The sequence below is a fragment of the Flammeovirga pacifica genome (assembly GCF_000807855.2).
Taxonomy (GTDB): Bacteria; Bacteroidota; Bacteroidia; order Cytophagales; family Flammeovirgaceae; genus Flammeovirga; species Flammeovirga pacifica.
Window position 1 is genome coordinate 4,493,274 of sequence record NZ_JRYR02000001.1, and the last position, 19,494, is coordinate 4,512,767.

At 33.6% G+C, this 19,494-nt stretch carries 14 protein-coding genes; 8 read left to right on the top strand and 6 right to left on the bottom strand.

The features are described from left to right. The first annotated feature begins 267 nt into the window (after positions 1-267). A complete protein-coding gene (locus tag NH26_RS17810; protein ID WP_044220190.1) occupies positions 268-7,497 on the top strand; it encodes a type I polyketide synthase in 7,230 nt (2,409 codons plus the stop codon). A gap of 39 nt (positions 7,498-7,536) precedes the next feature. After that, a complete protein-coding gene (locus tag NH26_RS17815; RefSeq protein WP_044220193.1) occupies positions 7,537-8,244 on the top strand; it encodes a 4'-phosphopantetheinyl transferase family protein in 708 nt (235 codons plus the stop codon). A 17-nt stretch (positions 8,245-8,261) separates the two neighbouring features. Here the strand turns inward: NH26_RS17815 and NH26_RS17820 are convergent, their stop codons facing one another. After that, complete coding sequence (locus NH26_RS17820; RefSeq protein WP_139263155.1) at positions 8,262-9,332, bottom strand: cytochrome-c peroxidase; 1,071 nt, start codon at positions 9,330-9,332, stop codon at positions 8,262-8,264. 191 nt (positions 9,333-9,523) lie between these two features. Here NH26_RS17820 and NH26_RS17825 point away from each other — a divergent pair, with 191 nt between their 5' ends. The 3 genes from NH26_RS17825 to NH26_RS17835 are packed head-to-tail and all read left to right on the top strand — an operon-like array spanning position 9,524 to position 11,857. Continuing rightward, on the top strand, positions 9,524-10,534 hold the full coding sequence (locus tag NH26_RS17825) for a sugar phosphate nucleotidyltransferase (RefSeq protein ID WP_044220198.1): 1,011 nt from the start codon (positions 9,524-9,526) through the stop codon (positions 10,532-10,534). Next, positions 10,524-11,096 (top strand): class I SAM-dependent methyltransferase, encoded by a 573-nt coding sequence (locus tag NH26_RS17830; RefSeq protein ID WP_044220200.1) that lies wholly within the window; start codon positions 10,524-10,526, stop codon positions 11,094-11,096. Before NH26_RS17825 ends, NH26_RS17830 begins: the two co-directional genes overlap by 11 nt. A gap of 5 nt (positions 11,097-11,101) precedes the next feature. Next, on the top strand, positions 11,102-11,857 hold the full coding sequence (locus NH26_RS17835; protein WP_044220203.1) for an SDR family NAD(P)-dependent oxidoreductase: 756 nt from the start codon (positions 11,102-11,104) through the stop codon (positions 11,855-11,857). Between the two features lie 77 nt (positions 11,858-11,934). Here NH26_RS17835 and NH26_RS17840 read toward each other — a convergent pair whose 3' ends face one another. The 3 genes from NH26_RS17840 to NH26_RS17850 all read right to left on the bottom strand — a co-directional run bounded on the left by NH26_RS17840 (position 11,935) and on the right by NH26_RS17850 (position 13,937). Next, positions 11,935-12,144: a hypothetical protein gene (locus NH26_RS17840; protein ID WP_044220205.1), complete on the bottom strand. Its 210-nt coding sequence runs from the start codon at positions 12,142-12,144 to the stop codon at positions 11,935-11,937. Positions 12,145-12,275: 131 nt separating this feature from the next. After that, complete coding sequence (locus NH26_RS17845) at positions 12,276-13,541, bottom strand: adenylosuccinate synthase (RefSeq protein ID WP_044220208.1); 1,266 nt, start codon at positions 13,539-13,541, stop codon at positions 12,276-12,278. A gap of 51 nt (positions 13,542-13,592) precedes the next feature. Continuing rightward, on the bottom strand, positions 13,593-13,937 hold the full coding sequence (locus tag NH26_RS17850) for an STAS domain-containing protein (RefSeq protein ID WP_044220211.1): 345 nt from the start codon (positions 13,935-13,937) through the stop codon (positions 13,593-13,595). Positions 13,938-14,257: 320 nt separating this feature from the next. Between NH26_RS17850 and aroC the strand changes: the two genes are divergently transcribed. Further along, complete coding sequence (gene aroC, locus NH26_RS17855; protein WP_044220214.1) at positions 14,258-15,349, top strand: chorismate synthase; 1,092 nt, start codon at positions 14,258-14,260, stop codon at positions 15,347-15,349. A gap of 37 nt (positions 15,350-15,386) precedes the next feature. Here aroC and NH26_RS17860 read toward each other — a convergent pair whose 3' ends face one another. Next, positions 15,387-16,292 carry a glycosyltransferase family 2 protein gene (locus tag NH26_RS17860; RefSeq protein WP_242427336.1) on the bottom strand — a complete coding sequence of 302 codons (906 nt, stop codon included), beginning with the start codon at positions 16,290-16,292 and terminating at the stop codon, positions 15,387-15,389. A 167-nt stretch (positions 16,293-16,459) separates the two neighbouring features. Here NH26_RS17860 and NH26_RS17865 point away from each other — a divergent pair, with 167 nt between their 5' ends. After that, positions 16,460-17,032 (top strand): cytochrome b/b6 domain-containing protein, encoded by a 573-nt coding sequence (locus NH26_RS17865; protein WP_044220217.1) that lies wholly within the window; start codon positions 16,460-16,462, stop codon positions 17,030-17,032. A gap of 63 nt (positions 17,033-17,095) precedes the next feature. Here NH26_RS17865 and fbaA read toward each other — a convergent pair whose 3' ends face one another. Continuing rightward, positions 17,096-18,181, bottom strand: a complete 1,086-nt coding sequence (gene fbaA, locus NH26_RS17870; protein ID WP_044220220.1) for a class II fructose-bisphosphate aldolase — start codon at positions 18,179-18,181, stop codon at positions 17,096-17,098. 387 nt (positions 18,182-18,568) lie between these two features. Here fbaA and accD point away from each other — a divergent pair, with 387 nt between their 5' ends. Then, a complete protein-coding gene (gene accD, locus NH26_RS17875) occupies positions 18,569-19,411 on the top strand; it encodes an acetyl-CoA carboxylase, carboxyltransferase subunit beta (protein ID WP_044220223.1) in 843 nt (280 codons plus the stop codon). Positions 19,412-19,494: the final 83 nt, after the last annotated feature.

A 19,494-nucleotide genomic window follows, 5' to 3' on the forward strand; every position in this document is an offset into this window, starting at 1 on the left:
AAGTAATTCACAAACATTATTAGTGAATATTCATTCATTAGTTGTATTATTAGAAGAAAGTATTTAATATATTTTAGGTATTACGATATATTTTGTGTTATTTCAAGGTGAATTAAATAACACTGAATTTAATTTGTAGAACAAAATATAATATTTATATATTTTTTACACTGAAATAATTTTTTAAAAATATTGAAGTAGTAAACTATTATTTTTTAAAGTAAACTTCAATAAACCAATTTTTTAAAACTTCTAATAAATTAACTCATGTCCTTTCAAGCGAAACAGAAAGAACCTATTGCCATTGTTGGTATAGGTTGTCGTTTTCCTGGTGATGTAAATTCTCCAAATCAATTTTGGAACGCATTAAAATCGGGTTTTAATGGTATTACCGATGTTCCTGAAGATCGATGGAGTATTGATGAATACTATGACCCTAATCCGGATAAAGCAGGGAAAATTAAACAAAAAAAAGGTGGATTTATTAAAGATATTGATAAGTTTGACGCCGAATTTTTTAAAATTTTCCCTAAGACAGCAGAAAGAATTGATCCTCAACAAAGATTACTTTTAGAAACAACATACAACGCATTGGAAGATGCAGGTATGAAGTTGGAAGATTTTAAAGGATCGAAAACAGCTGTATATATGGGTGTTTTCATGAATGACTATTGGGATATTCAAGCATCACAAGCACAAAGAAATCATGTGAGTCCACATGTTCCTATGGGTGTTTCTTTAACTTCAATAGCGAATAGACTTTCATGGCAATATGATTTAAAAGGGCCATCTGTTACTTTAGATACAGCTTGTTCATCCTCTTTAGTTGGTGTGCATTTAGCTTGTAATTCAATTTGGAATAACGAGTCTGAATTTGCGTTAGCTGGTGGTGTAAATTTAATGATTCGTCCAGAATCTTCATTAATGATGTCAAAAGGTAATTTCTTATGTCCTGATGGATATTGTAAATCTTTTGATGCTAGTGGCAATGGTTATGTGAGAAGTGAAGGGGTTGGAGTAATATTATTGAAGCCTTTATCAAAAGCGATTAAAGATGGTGATGATATCTACGCTACTATTAAGGGTACAGCTGTAAATTCAGATGGTTATACTGAAGACGGATTTACCGTACCTAACCCAACTGCTCAAACAGATATGTTACGTCAGGCTTATAAAAATGCAAAAGTAGAACCTTCTCAGGTTGCATTTGTAGAAGCACATGGTACGGGAACTAAGGTAGGAGACCCTATTGAAACAAGTGCATTTGGTAATGTATTCTCAGAAGGTAGAGATCAAGAAAAACCACTTATCATTGGTTCCGTTAAGTCTAATATGGGGCACTTGGAAGCTGCAGCTGGTATAGCAGGTATTATCAAGTTAGCTTTATCAATAAAGAACAAACAAATACCTAAAAACCTTCATTTTGAAACACCTAATCCAGGAATCAAATTTGATGAATGGAAGCTTAAAGTACCAACTCAGTTAATGGATTGGCCTTCAGAGCAAATTATTGGAGGTATAAATTCATTTGGTGCTGGAGGTACAAATGCTCATGCTGTACTTGAAGGGTATACTAAAGAAAATAACGAGGTAGAGAATAAAGAAAAGGCATTATTAGAAGATGATATTTCATTGTATTGTATTTCTGCTCAATCAGAAACTGCTTTACAAAAAATGGTTGAAAAACATATCATTTTCTTAAATGAAACAACAGATACCTTACAAGATATTTGCTATAATTTAGGTCAGTATAGATCAAATTTAAAAAACCGTTTAACTATTGCGGTATCAAGTAAAGAAGAATTACTAGATGCTTTAGAAGCTTACCTAAATAATGAAAGTAGGGTAGGTATGGCATCTACAGAAGATACAGGTTTTAATCCAAAAGTTGGATTTATATTTTCAGGACAAGGCCCTCAGTGGTTTGGAATGGGAAGACAGTTATTGACTACTGAACCTGTATTTAAATCAGTAATTGAGAAAATTGATAAAATTCTTCAGAAAATTGCTGGTTGGTCATTATTAGAAGAACTAGTAAAGTCAGAAGAAGAATCTCGTATTTCTGAAACACGAATTGCTCAGCCTGCAATTATGGCTGTACAAATTGGTCTTATGGAAATGTGGAAAGCGGCAGGAATTTCTCCTGAAGGTGTCGTAGGGCACTCAATAGGTGAGGTTGCAGCAGCTTATACATCTGGTGCACTTTCTTTAGAACAAGCAGTTGATGTAATATATAATCGTTCAAGAGGTCAAGATAAAGCAACAGGTAAAGGTAAAATGCTGGCTGCAGCATTAACAGTAGAAGAAGCAGAAAAAGAAATAGTAGGTGTAGAGGATGTAGTTTCTATTGCTGCTATTAATGGACCTAAAATGCTGACTTTTTCTGGTGACGAAGCTCCTCTTGAAAAAATTGCTGAGAGATTAGATAAAAAAGATATTTTCCATCGATTCTTACGAGTAAATGTTCCATTCCATTCTCATCATATGGAACCATTGAAGGATGAATTGATTTCGGATTTAAGACATATCCAACCCCAAGAAGCAACTATTGCTCTTTATTCTACAGTTTCAGGAAAACAAGAATCGGGTTCTCATCTAGTGTCAGAATACTGGTATGCGAACGTTAGAGAATCAGTATACTTTACAGATGCTGTAAGGGAGATGATCAAAGATGGTTTTAATACTTTCGTAGAGATTGCTCCTCACCCGGTATTGGCAACTGGAGCTGTAGATCTTTTAAAAGAAGCTGGAGTTGAAGGTCATTTAATTACATCTATTCGTCGTAAAGAAGCTGAAAAGCAAGTCTTTATGAAGAATGTGGGTGTTATGTATTCTTTAAACCATGCTTTGCCTTGGGAGAATATTTGTTCAGGAGCTCAGAAGAAAGTATCAGTACCAAAATATCAATGGCAGAAAGAATCTTTCTGGTTTGAGACAGAAGAACATAAAGCTAAAAGAATAGGTACAAAGGTGCATCCAATGCTAAATAGTAATGTTGCATCTAATGTAAATAAAGGAAACTTTATTTGGGACATCCAATTGGATAAAAATGAAGAGCCTTATATTCTTGATCACCAAGTAGATGATGTGATTATTTTCCCTGGAACAGGACACTTGGAGATTGCAACTGCTGTTGGTCAAGCTTCTTTTGGAGAAAAATTTGGCTTTTTGGAAGATATTAAATTTGAGAACGCTTTATTCTTACCGGATGATGGTGAAATGCCACATGTAAGATTAGAAATTAGCTCAAATGAAGGAGATTATACTATTTCAACCAAGCCGAGAAATCAGGATGACGCTGAATGGACAAAGCATTCATACGGTAAAATCAATGCTCTGGGTGATCAATTTATTTCTTCTCCATCAGATATCAATTCTATAAAAGAAAGGGTTAATAGAAGAATGCCAATTGTACCAATGTACAATGAGCTGAAAAGTGCAGGTCTTCTTTACGGTGATACTTTTAGAGCAATAACTGGGTTATGGACAGCAAAAGATGAAGTTTTATCTGAAGTTACTCTTCACGATTCAATTGAATATGGTGTTGAAAAATATAATGTACACCCTGCTGTATTGGACGCTTGTTTGCATACCATTTTCGCTGCAAAGAAAAACGAAGCAGAAGCCAAAAGAGGAATTTACCTTCCTGTCGGAATTGAACGTTTTAAAGTTTTTGCTCAGCCGGATAAGAAGGTTTATACGCATGTAACCGTATCAGAATGTACTGAAGCTTATTTATGTGGCGACTTCCAAGTTTATAACCAAGATGGTACTCTTGTAGCAGAAATTCAAGGCTTCAAAGGGAAATACATCGAAGGATCTAGAGGAGAAAGTAAAAATGAAATTTATAAGCCTTGCTATGAATATCAGTGGGTTCTTCCTGAAGAAGAAAGTTTAAATGAAAAAAATACAGGTGGTAAATATCTGATATTTGCTGATGCCCAAAGTATCTACAAAGAAATTGAACAAAGAATCGTAGAGAAAGGCGGAGAAGTCATTATTGTAAAACAAGGTGTGAATTATATAAATGATGATAATTCAAATTTTGTTATTAATCCAATCGACGTGTCTCATTATGATAACATGATTGATTCGATAGGTAATGATATTCAGCATGTCATCTATTTATGGTCATTTGATATACAAACTTCAGACAAAGAATCTTTAGAAGTTTTTACTCAATTACAAGAGCATTTCAGTATATCAACTTTAAACCTAGTGAGAACATTAGGTGGAAAAGATTTAACTGTTCAAACTTGGTTGGTAACATCAGGTTCTGAAAAAGTAATAGAGGAAGATGAATCTATTCAATTGGCTCAGTCTCCAATTTATGGTATTGGGCGTGTTGCTAAGAATGAATTCCCATTATTACCTGTTAGAATAGTTGACATGAATCAAACAATGTCTGCTGATGATCTTAATAAACTTATTAATGTAATTTCTAGTGAACAAGAAGGAAAAGAAGAAGAATCTGAATTCGCAATTAGAAATAATGAAGTATATGTAAGAAGACTAGTTGCCGTAGATGGTGATATCGCAGACGAAAGGGCACCTCATTTAATGAATGCTTTCGGTTCTAATTATAGAGCAGAAGTAAGAGAAAATGGAATATTAAATAGCTTATCATTAAGAGCATTTTATCCAGAAAAATTACAGAAAGAAGAAGTACGTATAGCCGTAAAAGCAACGGGTCTTAACTTTAAAGATGTTGTTAATGGTATGGGTATTCTTTCTCAAGAAGCTGTGGCAGGAGGTGTAGCAGAAGATACACTTGGGTTAGAATGTTCAGGTATAGTTACAGAAGTAGGAGATGGCGTTTCTCATGTGAAAGTTGGGGACGAAGTTATAGCCTGGGCGGCGTATAGTTTAGCAGGTGTAACAACAGCTTCTTCACATTGTGTTGTTGCAAAACCTTCTAATTTAAATTGGGAAAAAGCGGCATCATTATCTGTAGTTTACCTAACAGCACATTATGGATTAAATCATTTAGCTCACATTGAAAAAGGAGATAAAGTTTTAATTCATGCAGCAACAGGTGGATTAGGATTGGCAGCAATTCAATTAGCTCAAAATGTTGGAGCTGAGATTTATGCCACTGCTGGATCAGATGAAAAACGTGACTATTTACGTTCTATAGGTATTAAAAATATTTATGATTCGAGATCATTAGATTTTGCGGGTCAAATAAAAGTGGATACTAATGGTTATGGTGTAGACGTGGTCTTGAACAGTTTAACTGGAAAAGCCATTACACAATCATTCAAGTGTTTGGCACCGTTTGGTACATTTGTAGAAGTAGGAAAAGCTGATATCTACAATAACTCCAAACTTCCATTAAAACGTTTTGGAGAAAATATCTCTTTCCATGTGGTTGACTTGGATCGTTTGATGGCTCAAAAACCTAGATTAGCATCAAAACTTTATCAAGAAGTAGCGGATCTTTTTAAAGAAGAAAAAGTAGAAGGACATCCTTTAAAGGTCTTTCCTGTTTCTGAAGCAGGAAAAGCTTTAAAATATTTATCACAAGTAGGACATATCGGTAAGGTCATCGTTGCTATGGATGATACTATGGTTGAAGTTCTACCTGCGCATGATTTAAGATTTGATAATAATGCAGCTTATGTAGTTTCAGGAGGAGCATCAGGATTTGGTCTTGAGGTAGCTAAATGGATTGCAGAAAATGGAGCAGGTGAATTGATTCTATTATCTAGATCAGGTGCTAAGTCAGATTACGACAAAGATGTGATAGCTTACATGGAATCATTGGGCGTGAAAGTTCAACTTCCAAAAGTAAACATTACACATGAGGAAACTCTGAAGAAAATTTTTGACGAAGTTTCATCTCCAATTAAAGGGATTATTCATTCTGCAGCTGTATTAGACGATTGTACAATGCCGAATTTAGATGCTGATCGTTTCATGAGAGTTTATTCTCCGAAAGCTATGGGAGCGTGGGCTTTACATAAAGCATCTTTAGGGCATGATTTAGATTTCTTTTTATCATTTTCGTCTATATCAGCAGTATTTGGTCTTCCAGGACAGGCAAACTATTCGTCGGCAAATAACTTTTTAGATAGATTAGCTACCTATCGTCAATCTTTAGGTTTAGTTGGTAATTCTGTAAACTTAGGTGTCTTAGGTGATTATGCTGGTATGTCTAAAGATGGAGGACAAGTAATTGATGTTTTAGAAGCACAAGGTTGGACAATGTTGACTTTGAAGCAGATAAGAGAAACATTCTCAAAAATTATTCTGCAAAGAAGTACACAAAGAATGGTAGCTAACTTAGATTTTAAACGTTTCAGAGATTTCTTCCCTCAGTTAGCAACTGATATGAGATTTGCAGAATTAATGAATACTGACAGTGTGGACGGATCAGGTTCAGGAGGTTCTTTAAAAGACCAAGTGATTGCAAAAGACGGAGAAGAAAAACATACTTTCTTACAGGAACAATTACAGCAGGCATTAGCTAAGATTTTGGGGACATCACCTGAAAAGGTAGACATTCCAACCCCTATATCTAAAATGGGTCTTGATTCTTTGATGCAAAATCAAATAAGAAACTGGATCTCTCAGAAGCTGGAAGTGAATTATCCGTTGATGAAAATTGCTAAAGGGCCTTCTCTAGTTGAATTAGCAGAAGATCTGATTAAAGGGTTTGAAGCAGAATCAACAGAAGAGAAAGTACCTGAAATTACAACAGATATTTCTGGTATTGAAGATGCAGATGATTTAGAAACAATAGGTGATAAGTGGTTTGTACATCGTAAAAGAGAAGATGATGCACGCATTCGTTTATTCTGTTTCCATCCTGTAGGAGCAGGGGCATCAATGTTTAATCATTTTCTTTATGAAGCTCATCAGGATATTGACGTATATGCGGTACAGCTTCCTGGTAGAGAAAATAGGAAAGATGAAAATCACCTTACTCAATTCTTTGATGTAATTGATGAGTTAGAAAAACAAATTCTTCCTCTTTTAGATAAGCCATTTGCTTTTTATGGACATAGTTTTGGAGGTATTTTAGCTTACGAATTACAACATAGACTTCGTGAGAAACATCAATTGTGTCCAGAACATTCATTTGTATCAGGTACTATCTCTGCACATTTAACTCCGACTTGGAGAAATGATAGAGATACAATTCATAAAACTGCGGATGATACTAATTCTGAAGCTAAGTTGATGGGATTAATGTCTTATATAGATGATGAAGCCTTCGTTAGACAGATACTTCCTATTATGAGAAAAGATATGGAGTTAATTATGGGGTATGACTATCAGGATAAGGAAAACTTTACTTGGCCTATAACAGCATTTGCTGCAGAGGAAGATGAAGTTGTTTTACCTGAAGAAATGAAACCATGGAAGCAACATACTGATGGTCCATTTGAAATTCATGTATTACATGGAGACCATTGGTTCTTATCTAGGAATAAAGAATTTATCTTAAATAAGGTCGCTGATAATTTATTATCAGAAGAATTGATAGACTAACTTAATAGATAGGGAGCTGTTTTTTCAGCTCCCTTTTTTATGAACAACCTAATTTTTATTCATAAGGAAACAGGTGAAATATATACTTGTTTTTTTGATTATCAATTTCATTCACATCAGAATGATGTTGATATCCTACACCCTAGAGAACTTTTGTTCTATGAAAATTTGCATGAAAAAAGAAAGAAAACATTTTTATCTGGAAGGTATTTAATAAAAGACCTTCTTCAAGGTGTAGTACCGACCAAACCAAATCTTATAGAAATTAGAAAAGGTATTTTTGATCAACCTGTGATTTACCATCCCAAATATTATGATTGGGAATGTTCTTTATCTCATACATCAAGTAACATTACAGCTATAATTTTTCCGAAAGAGCTTGTAATTGGAATTGATTTAGAAGGAAATCAAGAAGAAATGGCTTTAAAAACTAAAGGTCAGATTACTTTTCAAGAGAAAATGTTATGCATAAGTAATGGAATAGAATTATTTGAGTTAAGGTTATGGTCTGCAAAAGAAGCGTTATCGAAATGTATAAAAACAGGTTTGACAGTCCCATTTCAATTGCTGGAAATTAATGAAATATCCAAACGAAATGGGTATTTAGAGATTTTATTTAAAAACTTTCCTCAGTATAAAGTACTGTCATTTCTAATACAAGATGAATGTTTAAGCTTTTGTATTCCTGTACAATTATCAATTGACAAAAAAATAGCACTGCTATTAAACAGTGCTATTCTTAAATAATATATTTATTCTATTCTTTACGGAAGTACCGGAGCCTTTGTAATAGCTTCATCAATTTTAGAATCCAATGACTTTAGGAAAGCAGCAATATTTGATACTTGCTCATCATTTAAATCTTTATTGGATTGTAACTTTGCCATGATCTTAATAGCATCTTCTAATTTAGCTACCGATCCATCATGGAAGTAAGGAGCTGTTTTAGTAATGTTTCTAAGACTAGGAACTTTGAAGAAATATTTATCCGAATCTTTACCTGTAGCGTCTTTTCGACCTTCGTCATAATGTCCTGAAGCTAATTTTTTAGAGCCAGTCATTGTCCAATAATCGCCATACAGACCAAACTTCTGATACATTTGTGCACCTAATTGATTTCCTGAATGACATGTTGTACAGCCAGCTTCTTGGAAATCTCTAAGTCCTTGTGCTTCTTTAGCAGTTAATAGGAAAGAAGAAGTTTCTTTTTCCATAAATCTATCAAAGCGAGAAGGGTAAATTAATGTTCTTTCAAATGCTCCAATTGCATTACCAACATTGGCGAATGTAAGAGGTTTTTTCTCATTAGGGAAAGCTTCTTTGAATAGTTTTACGTACTCTGCTACTTCAGATAATCTTGATACAACTTGCTTTTCACTCGTCATACCATGCTCTACTGGATTAAGAATAGGTCCTAAGGCTTGCTCTTCAACATCAGCAGCACGACCATCCCAGAATTGAACAAAGTCAAAAGCAGCGTTATAAACAGTTGGCGAATTTCTTTCTCCATTTACACCAGTGTCTCCAGGAGAAGTGGGTAAATTATCCACACCAAAAGTGGCAAGGTTATGACAAGAGTTACAGCTAATATTACCATCATTAGATAAACGAGTATCATGATATAACATTTGGCCTAATTTAACTTTAGCTTCATTGTAAGGATTGTCTTTTTTAAAATCAGCTTTTACGGGTTGTTGACCAAACATTCTTTTAGCCATTTGCCATTCTTCTTTTGTTACCTTTTGGTACTCTTTTTTGTTTGATTTTTCAGAGCCACCAGAAGAACATCCGAAAGAAATGACTGTACAAATAATTAGGGTAGAAATTAATCTCATTTTCATTAGATTTGGATTAAGTTTGAGAATATTTTAGGTTTTAATTTTTAAATTGAAAATTCATCTCGATAAATATCAGATGCACTTTTAACTTAAATACAAAATAACTAAATTTTGTTTATTATTGACCATTATTTTCTTTGTTAGGGTTATAAAATTTATTAATTATTTATACCCTCTGAAATATATATATGAAAGTATTAATACCAGTTGCAGGCCGAGGTTCTAATTTAAGACCACTAACCAATACGCAACCCAAAGCACTTCTTCCAGTGGCAGGGAAACCTGTAATAGCACACATTATTGATAAGTTTATCGAAACAGGGTTTGATGAGTTTATTATTATTATTGGCTATATGGGAGCTAGAATAGAATCTTTTATTCAAGAGAACTATAAAGAAACTAATATTAAGTTTGAGTTTGTAGTACAAATACCTAGAGAAGGTTCTGCCCATGCAGTTTTAGTTGCAGAGAAATATATCAAAGAAGAAGAAGCAGTAATGATCTGTTTAGGGGATTCTATTGTAAATATTGATATACCAAAGATGTTGGAAGTTCCTAATTCTGTGGTAGGAGTGCAAAAAGTGGAAACACCAGGAAATTATGGTGTCACAGAGTTAAAAGAAGGAACTAAAGTGAGGAAGTTTATAGAACGTCCTAATATACCAAAGTCGAATTTTGGCTTAGTCGGTATTTATAAAATTACAGATGTTCCTAAATTATTGGATGCTTTAAGATATGTACTGTCTAGTAACAAAACCGTTAACAATGAATTTGTTATTACAGATGGTTTACAAAAAATGCTTCAAGATGGTGTTACATTTGATGTTCAATTAGTAGAAAATTGGTACGATTGCGGTGCTAAGATTTCATTATTGGAAGCCAATGCTACATTACTAAATCGACCTGATTTCGATGTTACTAAAATGGAAGATATTGATTGTAAGCAAACAGTGTTGATTCCTCCAGTGAAAATTGGTAAAAATACAGTTATTAGAAATTCAATTATTGGCCCTAATGTAGTCATTGGTGAGGAAGCTAAAATAGAAAATTGTAATATCAGTAACTCAATAATAGGTGCTTATACAAATTTGAAAGACCTATTGTTGAAGAACTCATTAGTAGGACATGATTCTACATTAAAAGGCGTAGCACAAAGTTTAAATTTAGGAGATCATACCGAGATTAATTTTGGAAATTGATAAAATTAGAGATTGGGATCAATTCTATGAGAATAAGAATACTTTTGGCGACAGTTATAAAGAGCTAAAGGTATTTTTAGAACGTATAGTAGATAAAAAAAACTTACTAGATTTAGGCAGCGGACAAGGCAGAAATGCATTAATGGCAGAGACATTAGGATTTGATGTCACAGCTGTCGATGTATCTAAAGTAGGTATTCATCAAACGGTTTCATCATCAAAAGGTAAGGTAAAAGGGGTAGTTGCTGATATTTATAAATATACAATTGATCAACCTTATCAAGTAGTAATATTAGATGCTGTAATTCATTGTCAGTTTGAAGATTTAGATAATGAAAGTTTATTGTTTAATCAAATTGAAGCATCACTCGTGAAAAATGGATATATCTTATTGATAACACATCAATGGAATATGAGAGAACAACATCTTAAATCTTTATTTAATAAGGATTACCCTAATTTAAAACTTCAATTCAATCAACATATTACACATCACTATCTTCCACCTAATGAGACAGAAGAACATACAATGGAAATGTCGATGATGTGTTTTCAAAAGTAATAATAATGAAAAAGACCGCATTAATTACAGGAGCAACTTCAGGTATAGGAAAAGCTACAGCAGAGCTTTTTGCAGATAATGGTATTCGATTAATCATTTGCGGACGTAGACAAGAACGTCTTGATGAGCTTCAAAAAAAACTGAGTGAAAAAACAGATGTGCATACATTGTCTTTTGATGTAAGAGACAAAAAAGATGTTTTTGCAAAAATTGAAAGTTTACCACAAGGCTTTTCACAAGTAGATATTTTAGTAAACAATGCAGGTAATGCACACGGTTTAGCTCCAATTCAAGATGGAGATGTTGACGATTGGGATGCTATGATTGATATTAATGTAAAAGGATTACTTTATGTGTCTAAAGCTATTATTGGGCAAATGACAGAAAGGAAATCGGGTCAGATTATTAATATTGGTTCAATAGCAGGGAAAGATGTTTATCCCAATGGTAACGTATATAATGCATCAAAATTTGCTGTGAATGCTTTGAATGAAGCTATGCGTTACGATTTAAACGAATATGGTATTCGAGTTGGTGCTGTTCATCCGGGTTTAGTTCAAACAGAATTTTCTGAGGTGAGATTTAAAGGAGATACTGCAAAAGCGGCAGGAGTTTATGAAGGGTATACTCCACTTTATGCTGAAGATATTGCCGATGTAATTTACTTTATGGTTTCGAGAAGAGGATCTGTAAATATTGCAGATTTGGTTATCTACCCAACAGCACAAGCATCTGCAACAATATTAAATAAGAATTTATAAGACATAATTAAGCCCTAGTCATTTGATTAGGGCAGTCATAATAGAAGTATGTTGTGCAATTATTTTAGAATAGGCTATTAATAAAATAAACCTAGGCCATCAGCGCCTAATTCTTTTTTAAGGTCTTTTCTAAAATAAGCAGTATATCCTGCTTCAACCAATTCTATTGCTTCTTTTTCAGTTTGAGGGACAATTAATTCACCCTCTTCAGAGGCACATATTACTTTTGAAGTTTTGAAAGTTTTAAAACAATCGATCAATTGTTCCTTGAAGGTTTTTATTTGCATGGGTTTTGTTTTTAAAGGCTTGAATATATGGATTATGTATTACGTAAAATGATTATTTATCATAGAAATGCGTAAAAAAAATCCCTTTCATTAAATTTATGAAAGGGATTTTTTATATGCAATCTATCTGATTATTTCATGATTGTTTCTTCACGATCTGGTCCCATAGAAACCATAGTGATAGGAACTCCGATATAATCTTCAATATATTTTACGTAATCTAAAAGTGCTTGAGGAAGCTCATTAAATGGAAGTTTTACATCCACTTCTTGATTCCATCCTTTTAGAGATGTATAGACTGGCTCTTTAATGTCTTCAAGATCGTAAGGAACCTCAGTTGTTTTTGTACCGTCTTTTAAAACGTACTCTGTACAAACTTTGATTTCTTCGAAAGTATTCATTACGTCTGCCTTCATCATGAACAACTCAGTTGCACCGTTAAGCATAACAGCGTATTTTAAGATTGGAAGGTCTAACCAACCACATCTTCTTCTACGACCTGTTGTAGCACCAAACTCATGACCTAGGTTTTGAAGATCCTCTCCTGTTTTATCAAATAACTCAGTAGGGAATGGGCCAGAACCAACACGAGTACAGTACGCTTTGAAGATACCATAAATGTTCTTCTGTGCATTAGGAGCAACACCTAAACCAGTAGAAGCACCTGCAGCAAATGTATTAGACGAAGTTACAAATGGATAAGATCCAAAATCAACATCTAATAAAGAACCTTGAGCACCCTCAGCTAGTACTTTTTTACCCGCCTTTAGAGCATCGTTTACAAAGTATTCAGAGTTGACAAACTTTAAAGTCTTTGTATAAGTAACTGCTTGGAAGAATTCCTCTTCCATTTCAGGAAGTAGTTCTGAATAATCGAAATCATAAAATCTTAAAATTTCGATGTGTTTAGCTTTTAGAGCATCGTATTTTTCTTGGAAGTTATCCGCGAATAAATCACCAGTTCTAAGACCTACACGAGCAGATTTATCTTGGTAAGTTGGACCAATACCTTTTAAAGTAGAACCAATTTTTTGATCCCCTTTACTTTTCTCGTAGGCAGCATCTAAAAGACGGTGTGTCGGGATAATTAAGTGAGTTTTTTTAGACAACAAGATTTTGTCTTTTACTCCGTATCCTGCTGATTCTAGTTTTTCGATCTCCTCACGGAAGATACGAATATCAAGAACTACACCATTACCAATAATATTTGATGTTCCCTCTTGGAAAACACCTGAAGGGATTTGATGCAGTACGAACTTTTTATCATCAAATTCCAAAGTATGTCCTGCATTTGGACCACCTTGGAAACGTGCTACAACGTCATATTTTGGAGCAAGGACATCGACAACTTTGCCTTTTCCTTCATCTCCCCACTGCATGCCTAAAAGAATATCCATCTTGTGAATGAATTATTTTTATTAAGATATATAAATTTTACTAAGTCAAAATTAATTTAACCTCAAGGTTTGAAGAGCTTTACTTCTAGAATTTGAGGTTTGAAATACTTTATCAAGTTTTGTTATCTTCAACAATTTTGTCAATTGTGAAGGCGATGAGATTAATAACATTTTCCCATTATTCTGAGAGATATCAGTATATAACCTCACTAACATACTTAAGCCTCCACTGTTCATGTGATTTATTTCAGATGCATCAATAATAAAGTTAGTGATTCCTGATCTTGTGAAAAGTTTAGAGTCTCTAATAAAACTCTTCTCTTCAGGATGGCCAAGGAAGTCACCAATTAACTTTACAGTGATTACACCGTCATAAATTAAGAAGCTATATTTCATAATTTTCTAGTTTTTAGTGAAAAACCTCACAAATATAACTTGAACTATCTTAGAAATAGTAATCAAAAGCGATTTTATTTTCACATCATGCATTAAAGTGTATTTCTTTGGATTTAATAACGATTGATTGCTTATTAATAATTCACAGTTTGATAAGGAAATTACTACTCAATGTTAATTATTCATAATATAAGGGTGGTATTATTATGAATTTGATAAAATAAAGAGAAACATAAGCTGTTCAAGGTATTATTTTTATGTGAGTTCAGTTTATAAAGAAAAAAGATCATATTTTTGTGTTCGAACTAACAGATTAGGTAATGAATACGTTTGGAAAAGCATTTAGAATCACAACATTTGGAGAATCTCACGGTCGTGCGATTGGTGTAACCATTGATGGATGCCCAGCAGGCGTACCGTTTGACCTTGAATATATTCAGAAGGAATTAGATAGAAGAAAACCAGGACAGTCTAAAATCACAACTCAAAGAAAAGAGGCTGATAGTGTAGAAGTACTATCAGGAGTGTTTGAAGAGGTAACTACTGGTACTCCTATCGCTTTATTAATTTGGAATCAAGACCAAAGAAGTAAAGATTACTCTCATATTAAAGATGTCTTTAGACCATCTCATGCAGATTATACATATCATGCAAAATATGGAGTACGTGATTATAGAGGTGGAGGAAGAAGTTCTGCAAGAGAAACCGCAGCAAGAGTAGCAGCAGGTGCAGTTGCAAAATTATTTTTAAATAGTTTAGGAATCGATTTTCATGCTTATGTATCTGAAGTAGGAGACATCAAAGTAACGGATGATTATTCTTCTTTTGATTTTGCTGAAATCGAAAATAATATAGTACGTTGTCCTGATCCTGTAAAGGCAGAACAAATGATCGAACTAATTGATGGAGTACGTAAAGATAGAGATACTATTGGTGGTATTGTTTCTTGCGTGATTTCTGGCGTACCTGCTGGGTTAGGTGAGCCTGTATTTGATCGTTTAAATGCTGAGCTAGGTAAAGCAATGTTGAGCATTAATGCTTGTAAAGGGTTTGAATACGGTTCTGGTTTTGCAGGAACAAAATTAAGAGGTTCAACGCATAATGATAAGTTCTATTCAGATGAAGAAGGTAAAGTAAGAACAAAAACTAATTTGTCTGGAGGTATTCAAGGAGGTATTTCTAATGGTGAAGATATTTACTTTAGAACTGCTTTTAAACCTGTAGCAACAATCATGATTGATCAAGATTCTGTAGATAAAGAAGGTAATTCAGCTACAGTAGCAGGTAAAGGGCGTCACGATCCATGTGTCGTTCCAAGAGCTGTACCAATTGTTGAAGCAATGTCTGCATTAACTATTGCTGATATGCTAGTGAGAGCAAATGGAAATCGATTAGATCAATTTAAAAAATAGATCAATAAAAAAGGTGAGATTTAGATCTCACCTTTTTTTATTTTAAAGCAACTCTCAGTTTCTTAATTTTATTTCTAATCTTATTGCTTAATGAAATTTCTTTAGAAGGAAGATCTTCCTGATATTCTTTACCTCTTTTAATCACTTCATTAGTAAAGATTCGCGAGCTAATTCCCCATTTCATTAAGAACGTATCAGTTCCTTTATTGCTTTTTACTCTACCTGTAGATTTACAACCAAAGTGGTAAACAAAACTATTTCCTAATCCTTTAAATTCTCTCACACCCATTTGGTAGAATTTCATAGATAAGTCAGGATCAGAACTAAAGCCAGGTGTATATTCAATACTCATACCTCCTGCTAAATCCCAAACATCAATATGCATTACATTAGGTGGCCATGTACTACCCCACCAATCTGATCTAGAGAAAGTAGAAGAATCTTTTTCTATTTCTTCTTTTTTGAATGTTTCAATATCTCTACCATAATCTTTGACCAATACGCAAGGATTTCCTGTGTTAAAAGGCTCAATCATTGTACTAGAAAACATGAAATCTTTTTTTCCATACTTTATAATTTCATCATTTAACTTCCCGTCCCAATTATGAAGTGGGTACATATCATCATTCATGTAGACAACATAGTCAGATAAAATTAAGCTTCTACAAGCATTTAAAGCATAGCAAATTCCTATATTTTTGGGAGAATAAACATAGTTTAATTCCTCTTGTTCCATCACCCATTTTAATGTACCATCTTCACCTTCATTAATAATAATAATTAACTGAAGATTTGTAGTACTATTTTTTTTTAACCCTTCAATACATAGTTTAAGGTAGTTGATATTATTCCAAGTAGGAATAAGAACAGAAAAATTATATTGTTTCTCAGTTGATGACTTTAAAACTTTATCTATAGAATTGATCATAAAATTTGATTTCATGTTTGATATGATAAAAGTAATATATTACTAGCATATTATTGAAATAGAATGAAAGCTTTAGAAATAATAGGATTTTAATATAAATTGATGATTGAATGGAAAATGCCAAATTATAAGATTTGATCATTGCCTTATTCTCTTTTTTATCTAATCAATTTTTTTACGCTATGACAAACGACACCTTTTCAAAACCACATCGTATTCTTCACTGGCTTATTGCCTTTACGATGTTATTCATCACATTAACAGTATTTTTAAGAATGAACTGGATGAATAAATATTTAATGAGTGATATTATTACAGAACAATTATCGTCATTAGATATTGATATTACCAAGAAACAATCTATTAAAATTGCTAAAGTTATTCGTGGACAAATGTGGACTTGGCACATTTATGCAGGTTATTTAATGATTGCTCTATTATCCTTAAGAGTAGTATTGAATATCAAGGAAAGAGGATTTAAATTGACTACAATTACTTCTTCTGAAGCATCGAGTAAAGATAAATTTCAGTGGGTTTTATACGCCTCTTTTTATGTACTTGTAGCTGCTTCATTAATGACTGGAATGTTTGTTATTAATGATATAGGCGATCATAAATTAATGGAAGACCTACATAAATTATCACTTTATTATTTAGTAGGATTCTTAGTGATGCATCTTGTTGGAGTTGTAATCGCAGAGTTAACAGATCAGAAAAATATTATTTCTGAAATGATTAGTGGTAAGAATAAATAAGAAACAAAAAAACACCCTTCTCCATGGAAAAGGGTGTTTTTTTATATCTAAAACCTCTAAGACTTAGTCTTGGAAGATGTTTACGTCATTCAAGTCAGCAAATGCTTGCTCTAAACGAGTAATCATAGACTCTTCAGAAACTCTTAACCACTTACGTGGGTCATAGAATTTCTTGTTAGGCTCATCAGCACCTTCTGGGTTACCGATTTGACCTTGAAGGTAGTCATGGTTTTTCGCTTCGTAGCTACGGATACCATCCCAAGTAGCCCACTGAGTATCAGTATCGATGTTCATTTTGATTACACCGTAAGAGATACCTTCACGAATTTCTTCTAAAGAAGATCCAGATCCACCGTGGAATACGAATTTAACTGGCTTTTTAGATTCAGTACCATGCTTCTCAATGATAAACTTTTGAGAATCGTCCAAGATAGTTGGAGTCAACTTCACGTTACCTGGCTTATATACACCGTGAACGTTACCAAAAGATGCAGCTACTAAGAATTTGTGGTCGATTTTACCTAATTGCTCGTAAGCGTAATCAACTTCTGAAGGTTGAGTGTAAAGACGTGAAGGATCAACATCAGAGTTGTCAACACCATCTTCCTCACCACCAGTGATACCTAATTCGATTTCAAGAGTTTGACCCATTTTAGCCATACGCTCGAAGTATTTACCAGAGATCTCCATGTTCTCTTCGATTGGCTCCTCAGAAAGGTCAATCATATGAGAAGAGAATAATGGCTTACCAGTTTCTTTCATAAACTTCTCAGAAGCGTCTAAAAGACCGTCGATCCAAGGAAGTAATTTTTTTGCACAGTGGTCAGTGTTTAAGATTACACGAGCACCATATGCTTCAGCCAATTCGTGAACATGCTTAGCACCGGCGATTGCACCAGCGATTGCAGCTGCTTGACCTTCACCTTTAATGCCTTTACCAGCGTAAAAAGAAGCACCACCGTTTGAGAACTGAATAATAACTGGAGCTTTCAGTTTTGCAGCAGTTTCCATAACAGCATTTACTGAGTTAGTACCAACACAGTTTACTGCTGGAAGAGCAAAACCTTTTTCTAGTGCGTATTGATATACTTTTTCTACGTCCTCACCAGTGATTACACCTGGCTTGATATCATTAATGTTGAAAGACATAATTATAATTTGAATAATTTATGATAGCGTCACACACACGTGTGAACAATAGCAGCCACAAATATACAACTCTTCAACCTATATTGGTAGTAGAATTTTGATGACTTTAGTAATATTAATACGCACACATTCGTCAATAGTTTTAGAAAATATTAAACAGTAAAGATTTATTTTAATTTATTTAATGTTGTTAATTATGGGGGTGCATATTTTGTGAAACAGGTTTTTTGGAGTGTTTTTATAAAAAAATGTATTAAATCTTTACAATTTTGTTATGCAAACATACAATAAGTTTTTTATGTGAAGACTTAATGAATATCTTTACGCCTCATATGTATTTTCGAATACATTAAAGTATTATTCTTAAACAAGTTTATATATATTCTTATGGCTTGGTTCAAAAGAAAAGAACAGGGGATTCAAACTCCAACATCTGAAAAGAAAGATTCACCAGACGGCCTTTGGTACAAAACTAACCAAGGCAAAATCATACATATGCAGGAACTTCGTGAGAACGCTTACGTTTGTCCTGATGATGAATTTCATGTACGCATTGGCTCGAAAGAATATTTTGAGATTATTTTTGATGAAAATGTATTTACAGAGTTAGATGAAAACATGACTTCTGGAAATCCATTAAAATTCAAAGACAGCAAATCTTATGAAGATAGAATTGCTGCTTCTCAAAAGAAATCAGAGCTGAAAGATGCATGTAGAACAGTTTATGGTAAAATAAACGGTTTGGACTTAGTAGTAAGCTGCATGGACTTTAGTTTCATTGGCGGTTCTATGGGTTCTGTTGTAGGTGAAAAAATTGCAAGAGGTATTGACTACGCTCTTCAGAACAATATGCCATTTATGATGATCTCTAAATCTGGAGGTGCTCGTATGATGGAAGCAGGGTTCTCGTTGATGCAAATGGCTAAAACTTCTGCAAAATTAGCTTTATTAGAAGAAGCTGGTTTACCATATATTAGTTTATTAACTGATCCAACTACAGGTGGTGTTACTGCATCATATGCTATGTTAGGTGATATTAATATTGCTGAACCGGGTGCTTTAATTGGTTTCGCTGGTCCTCGTGTTATTAGAGAGACTATAGGTAAAGACTTACCTAAAGGTTTCCAATCTGCAGAATTCTTGCAAGAGCATGGTTTTGTTGATATGATCGTGAATCGTAGAGAATTAAAGAGAAAATTAACGGCTATATTGAAGATGCTTCAGAAATAATCGTTAAATCTAATTATATTAAGTCCTTAGAATTGCATTATACAATCTAAGGACTTTTTTTTGTACTAATATTTTTTGATTAT

Excerpts from the sequence above, each read along its gene's own strand:
- NH26_RS17810 (WP_044220190.1), top strand. The coding sequence starts at position 268 with ATGTCCTTTCAAGCGAAACAGAAAGAACCTATTGCCATTGTTGGTATA.
- NH26_RS17815 (WP_044220193.1), top strand. The coding sequence starts at position 7,537 with ATGAACAACCTAATTTTTATTCATAAGGAAACAGGTGAAATATATACT.
- NH26_RS17820 (WP_139263155.1), bottom strand. The coding sequence starts at position 9,332 with ATGAGATTAATTTCTACCCTAATTATTTGTACAGTCATTTCTTTCGGA.
- NH26_RS17825 (WP_044220198.1), top strand. The coding sequence starts at position 9,524 with ATGAAAGTATTAATACCAGTTGCAGGCCGAGGTTCTAATTTAAGACCA.
- NH26_RS17835 (WP_044220203.1), top strand. The coding sequence starts at position 11,102 with ATGAAAAAGACCGCATTAATTACAGGAGCAACTTCAGGTATAGGAAAA.
- NH26_RS17840 (WP_044220205.1), bottom strand. The coding sequence starts at position 12,144 with ATGCAAATAAAAACCTTCAAGGAACAATTGATCGATTGTTTTAAAACT.
- NH26_RS17845 (WP_044220208.1), bottom strand. The coding sequence starts at position 13,541 with ATGGATATTCTTTTAGGCATGCAGTGGGGAGATGAAGGAAAAGGCAAA.
- NH26_RS17850 (WP_044220211.1), bottom strand. The coding sequence starts at position 13,937 with ATGAAATATAGCTTCTTAATTTATGACGGTGTAATCACTGTAAAGTTA.
- aroC (WP_044220214.1), top strand. The coding sequence starts at position 14,258 with ATGAATACGTTTGGAAAAGCATTTAGAATCACAACATTTGGAGAATCT.
- NH26_RS17860 (WP_242427336.1), bottom strand. The coding sequence starts at position 16,292 with ATGAAATCAAATTTTATGATCAATTCTATAGATAAAGTTTTAAAGTCA.
- NH26_RS17865 (WP_044220217.1), top strand. The coding sequence starts at position 16,460 with ATGACAAACGACACCTTTTCAAAACCACATCGTATTCTTCACTGGCTT.
- fbaA (WP_044220220.1), bottom strand. The coding sequence starts at position 18,181 with ATGTCTTTCAACATTAATGATATCAAGCCAGGTGTAATCACTGGTGAG.
- accD (WP_044220223.1), top strand. The coding sequence starts at position 18,569 with ATGGCTTGGTTCAAAAGAAAAGAACAGGGGATTCAAACTCCAACATCT.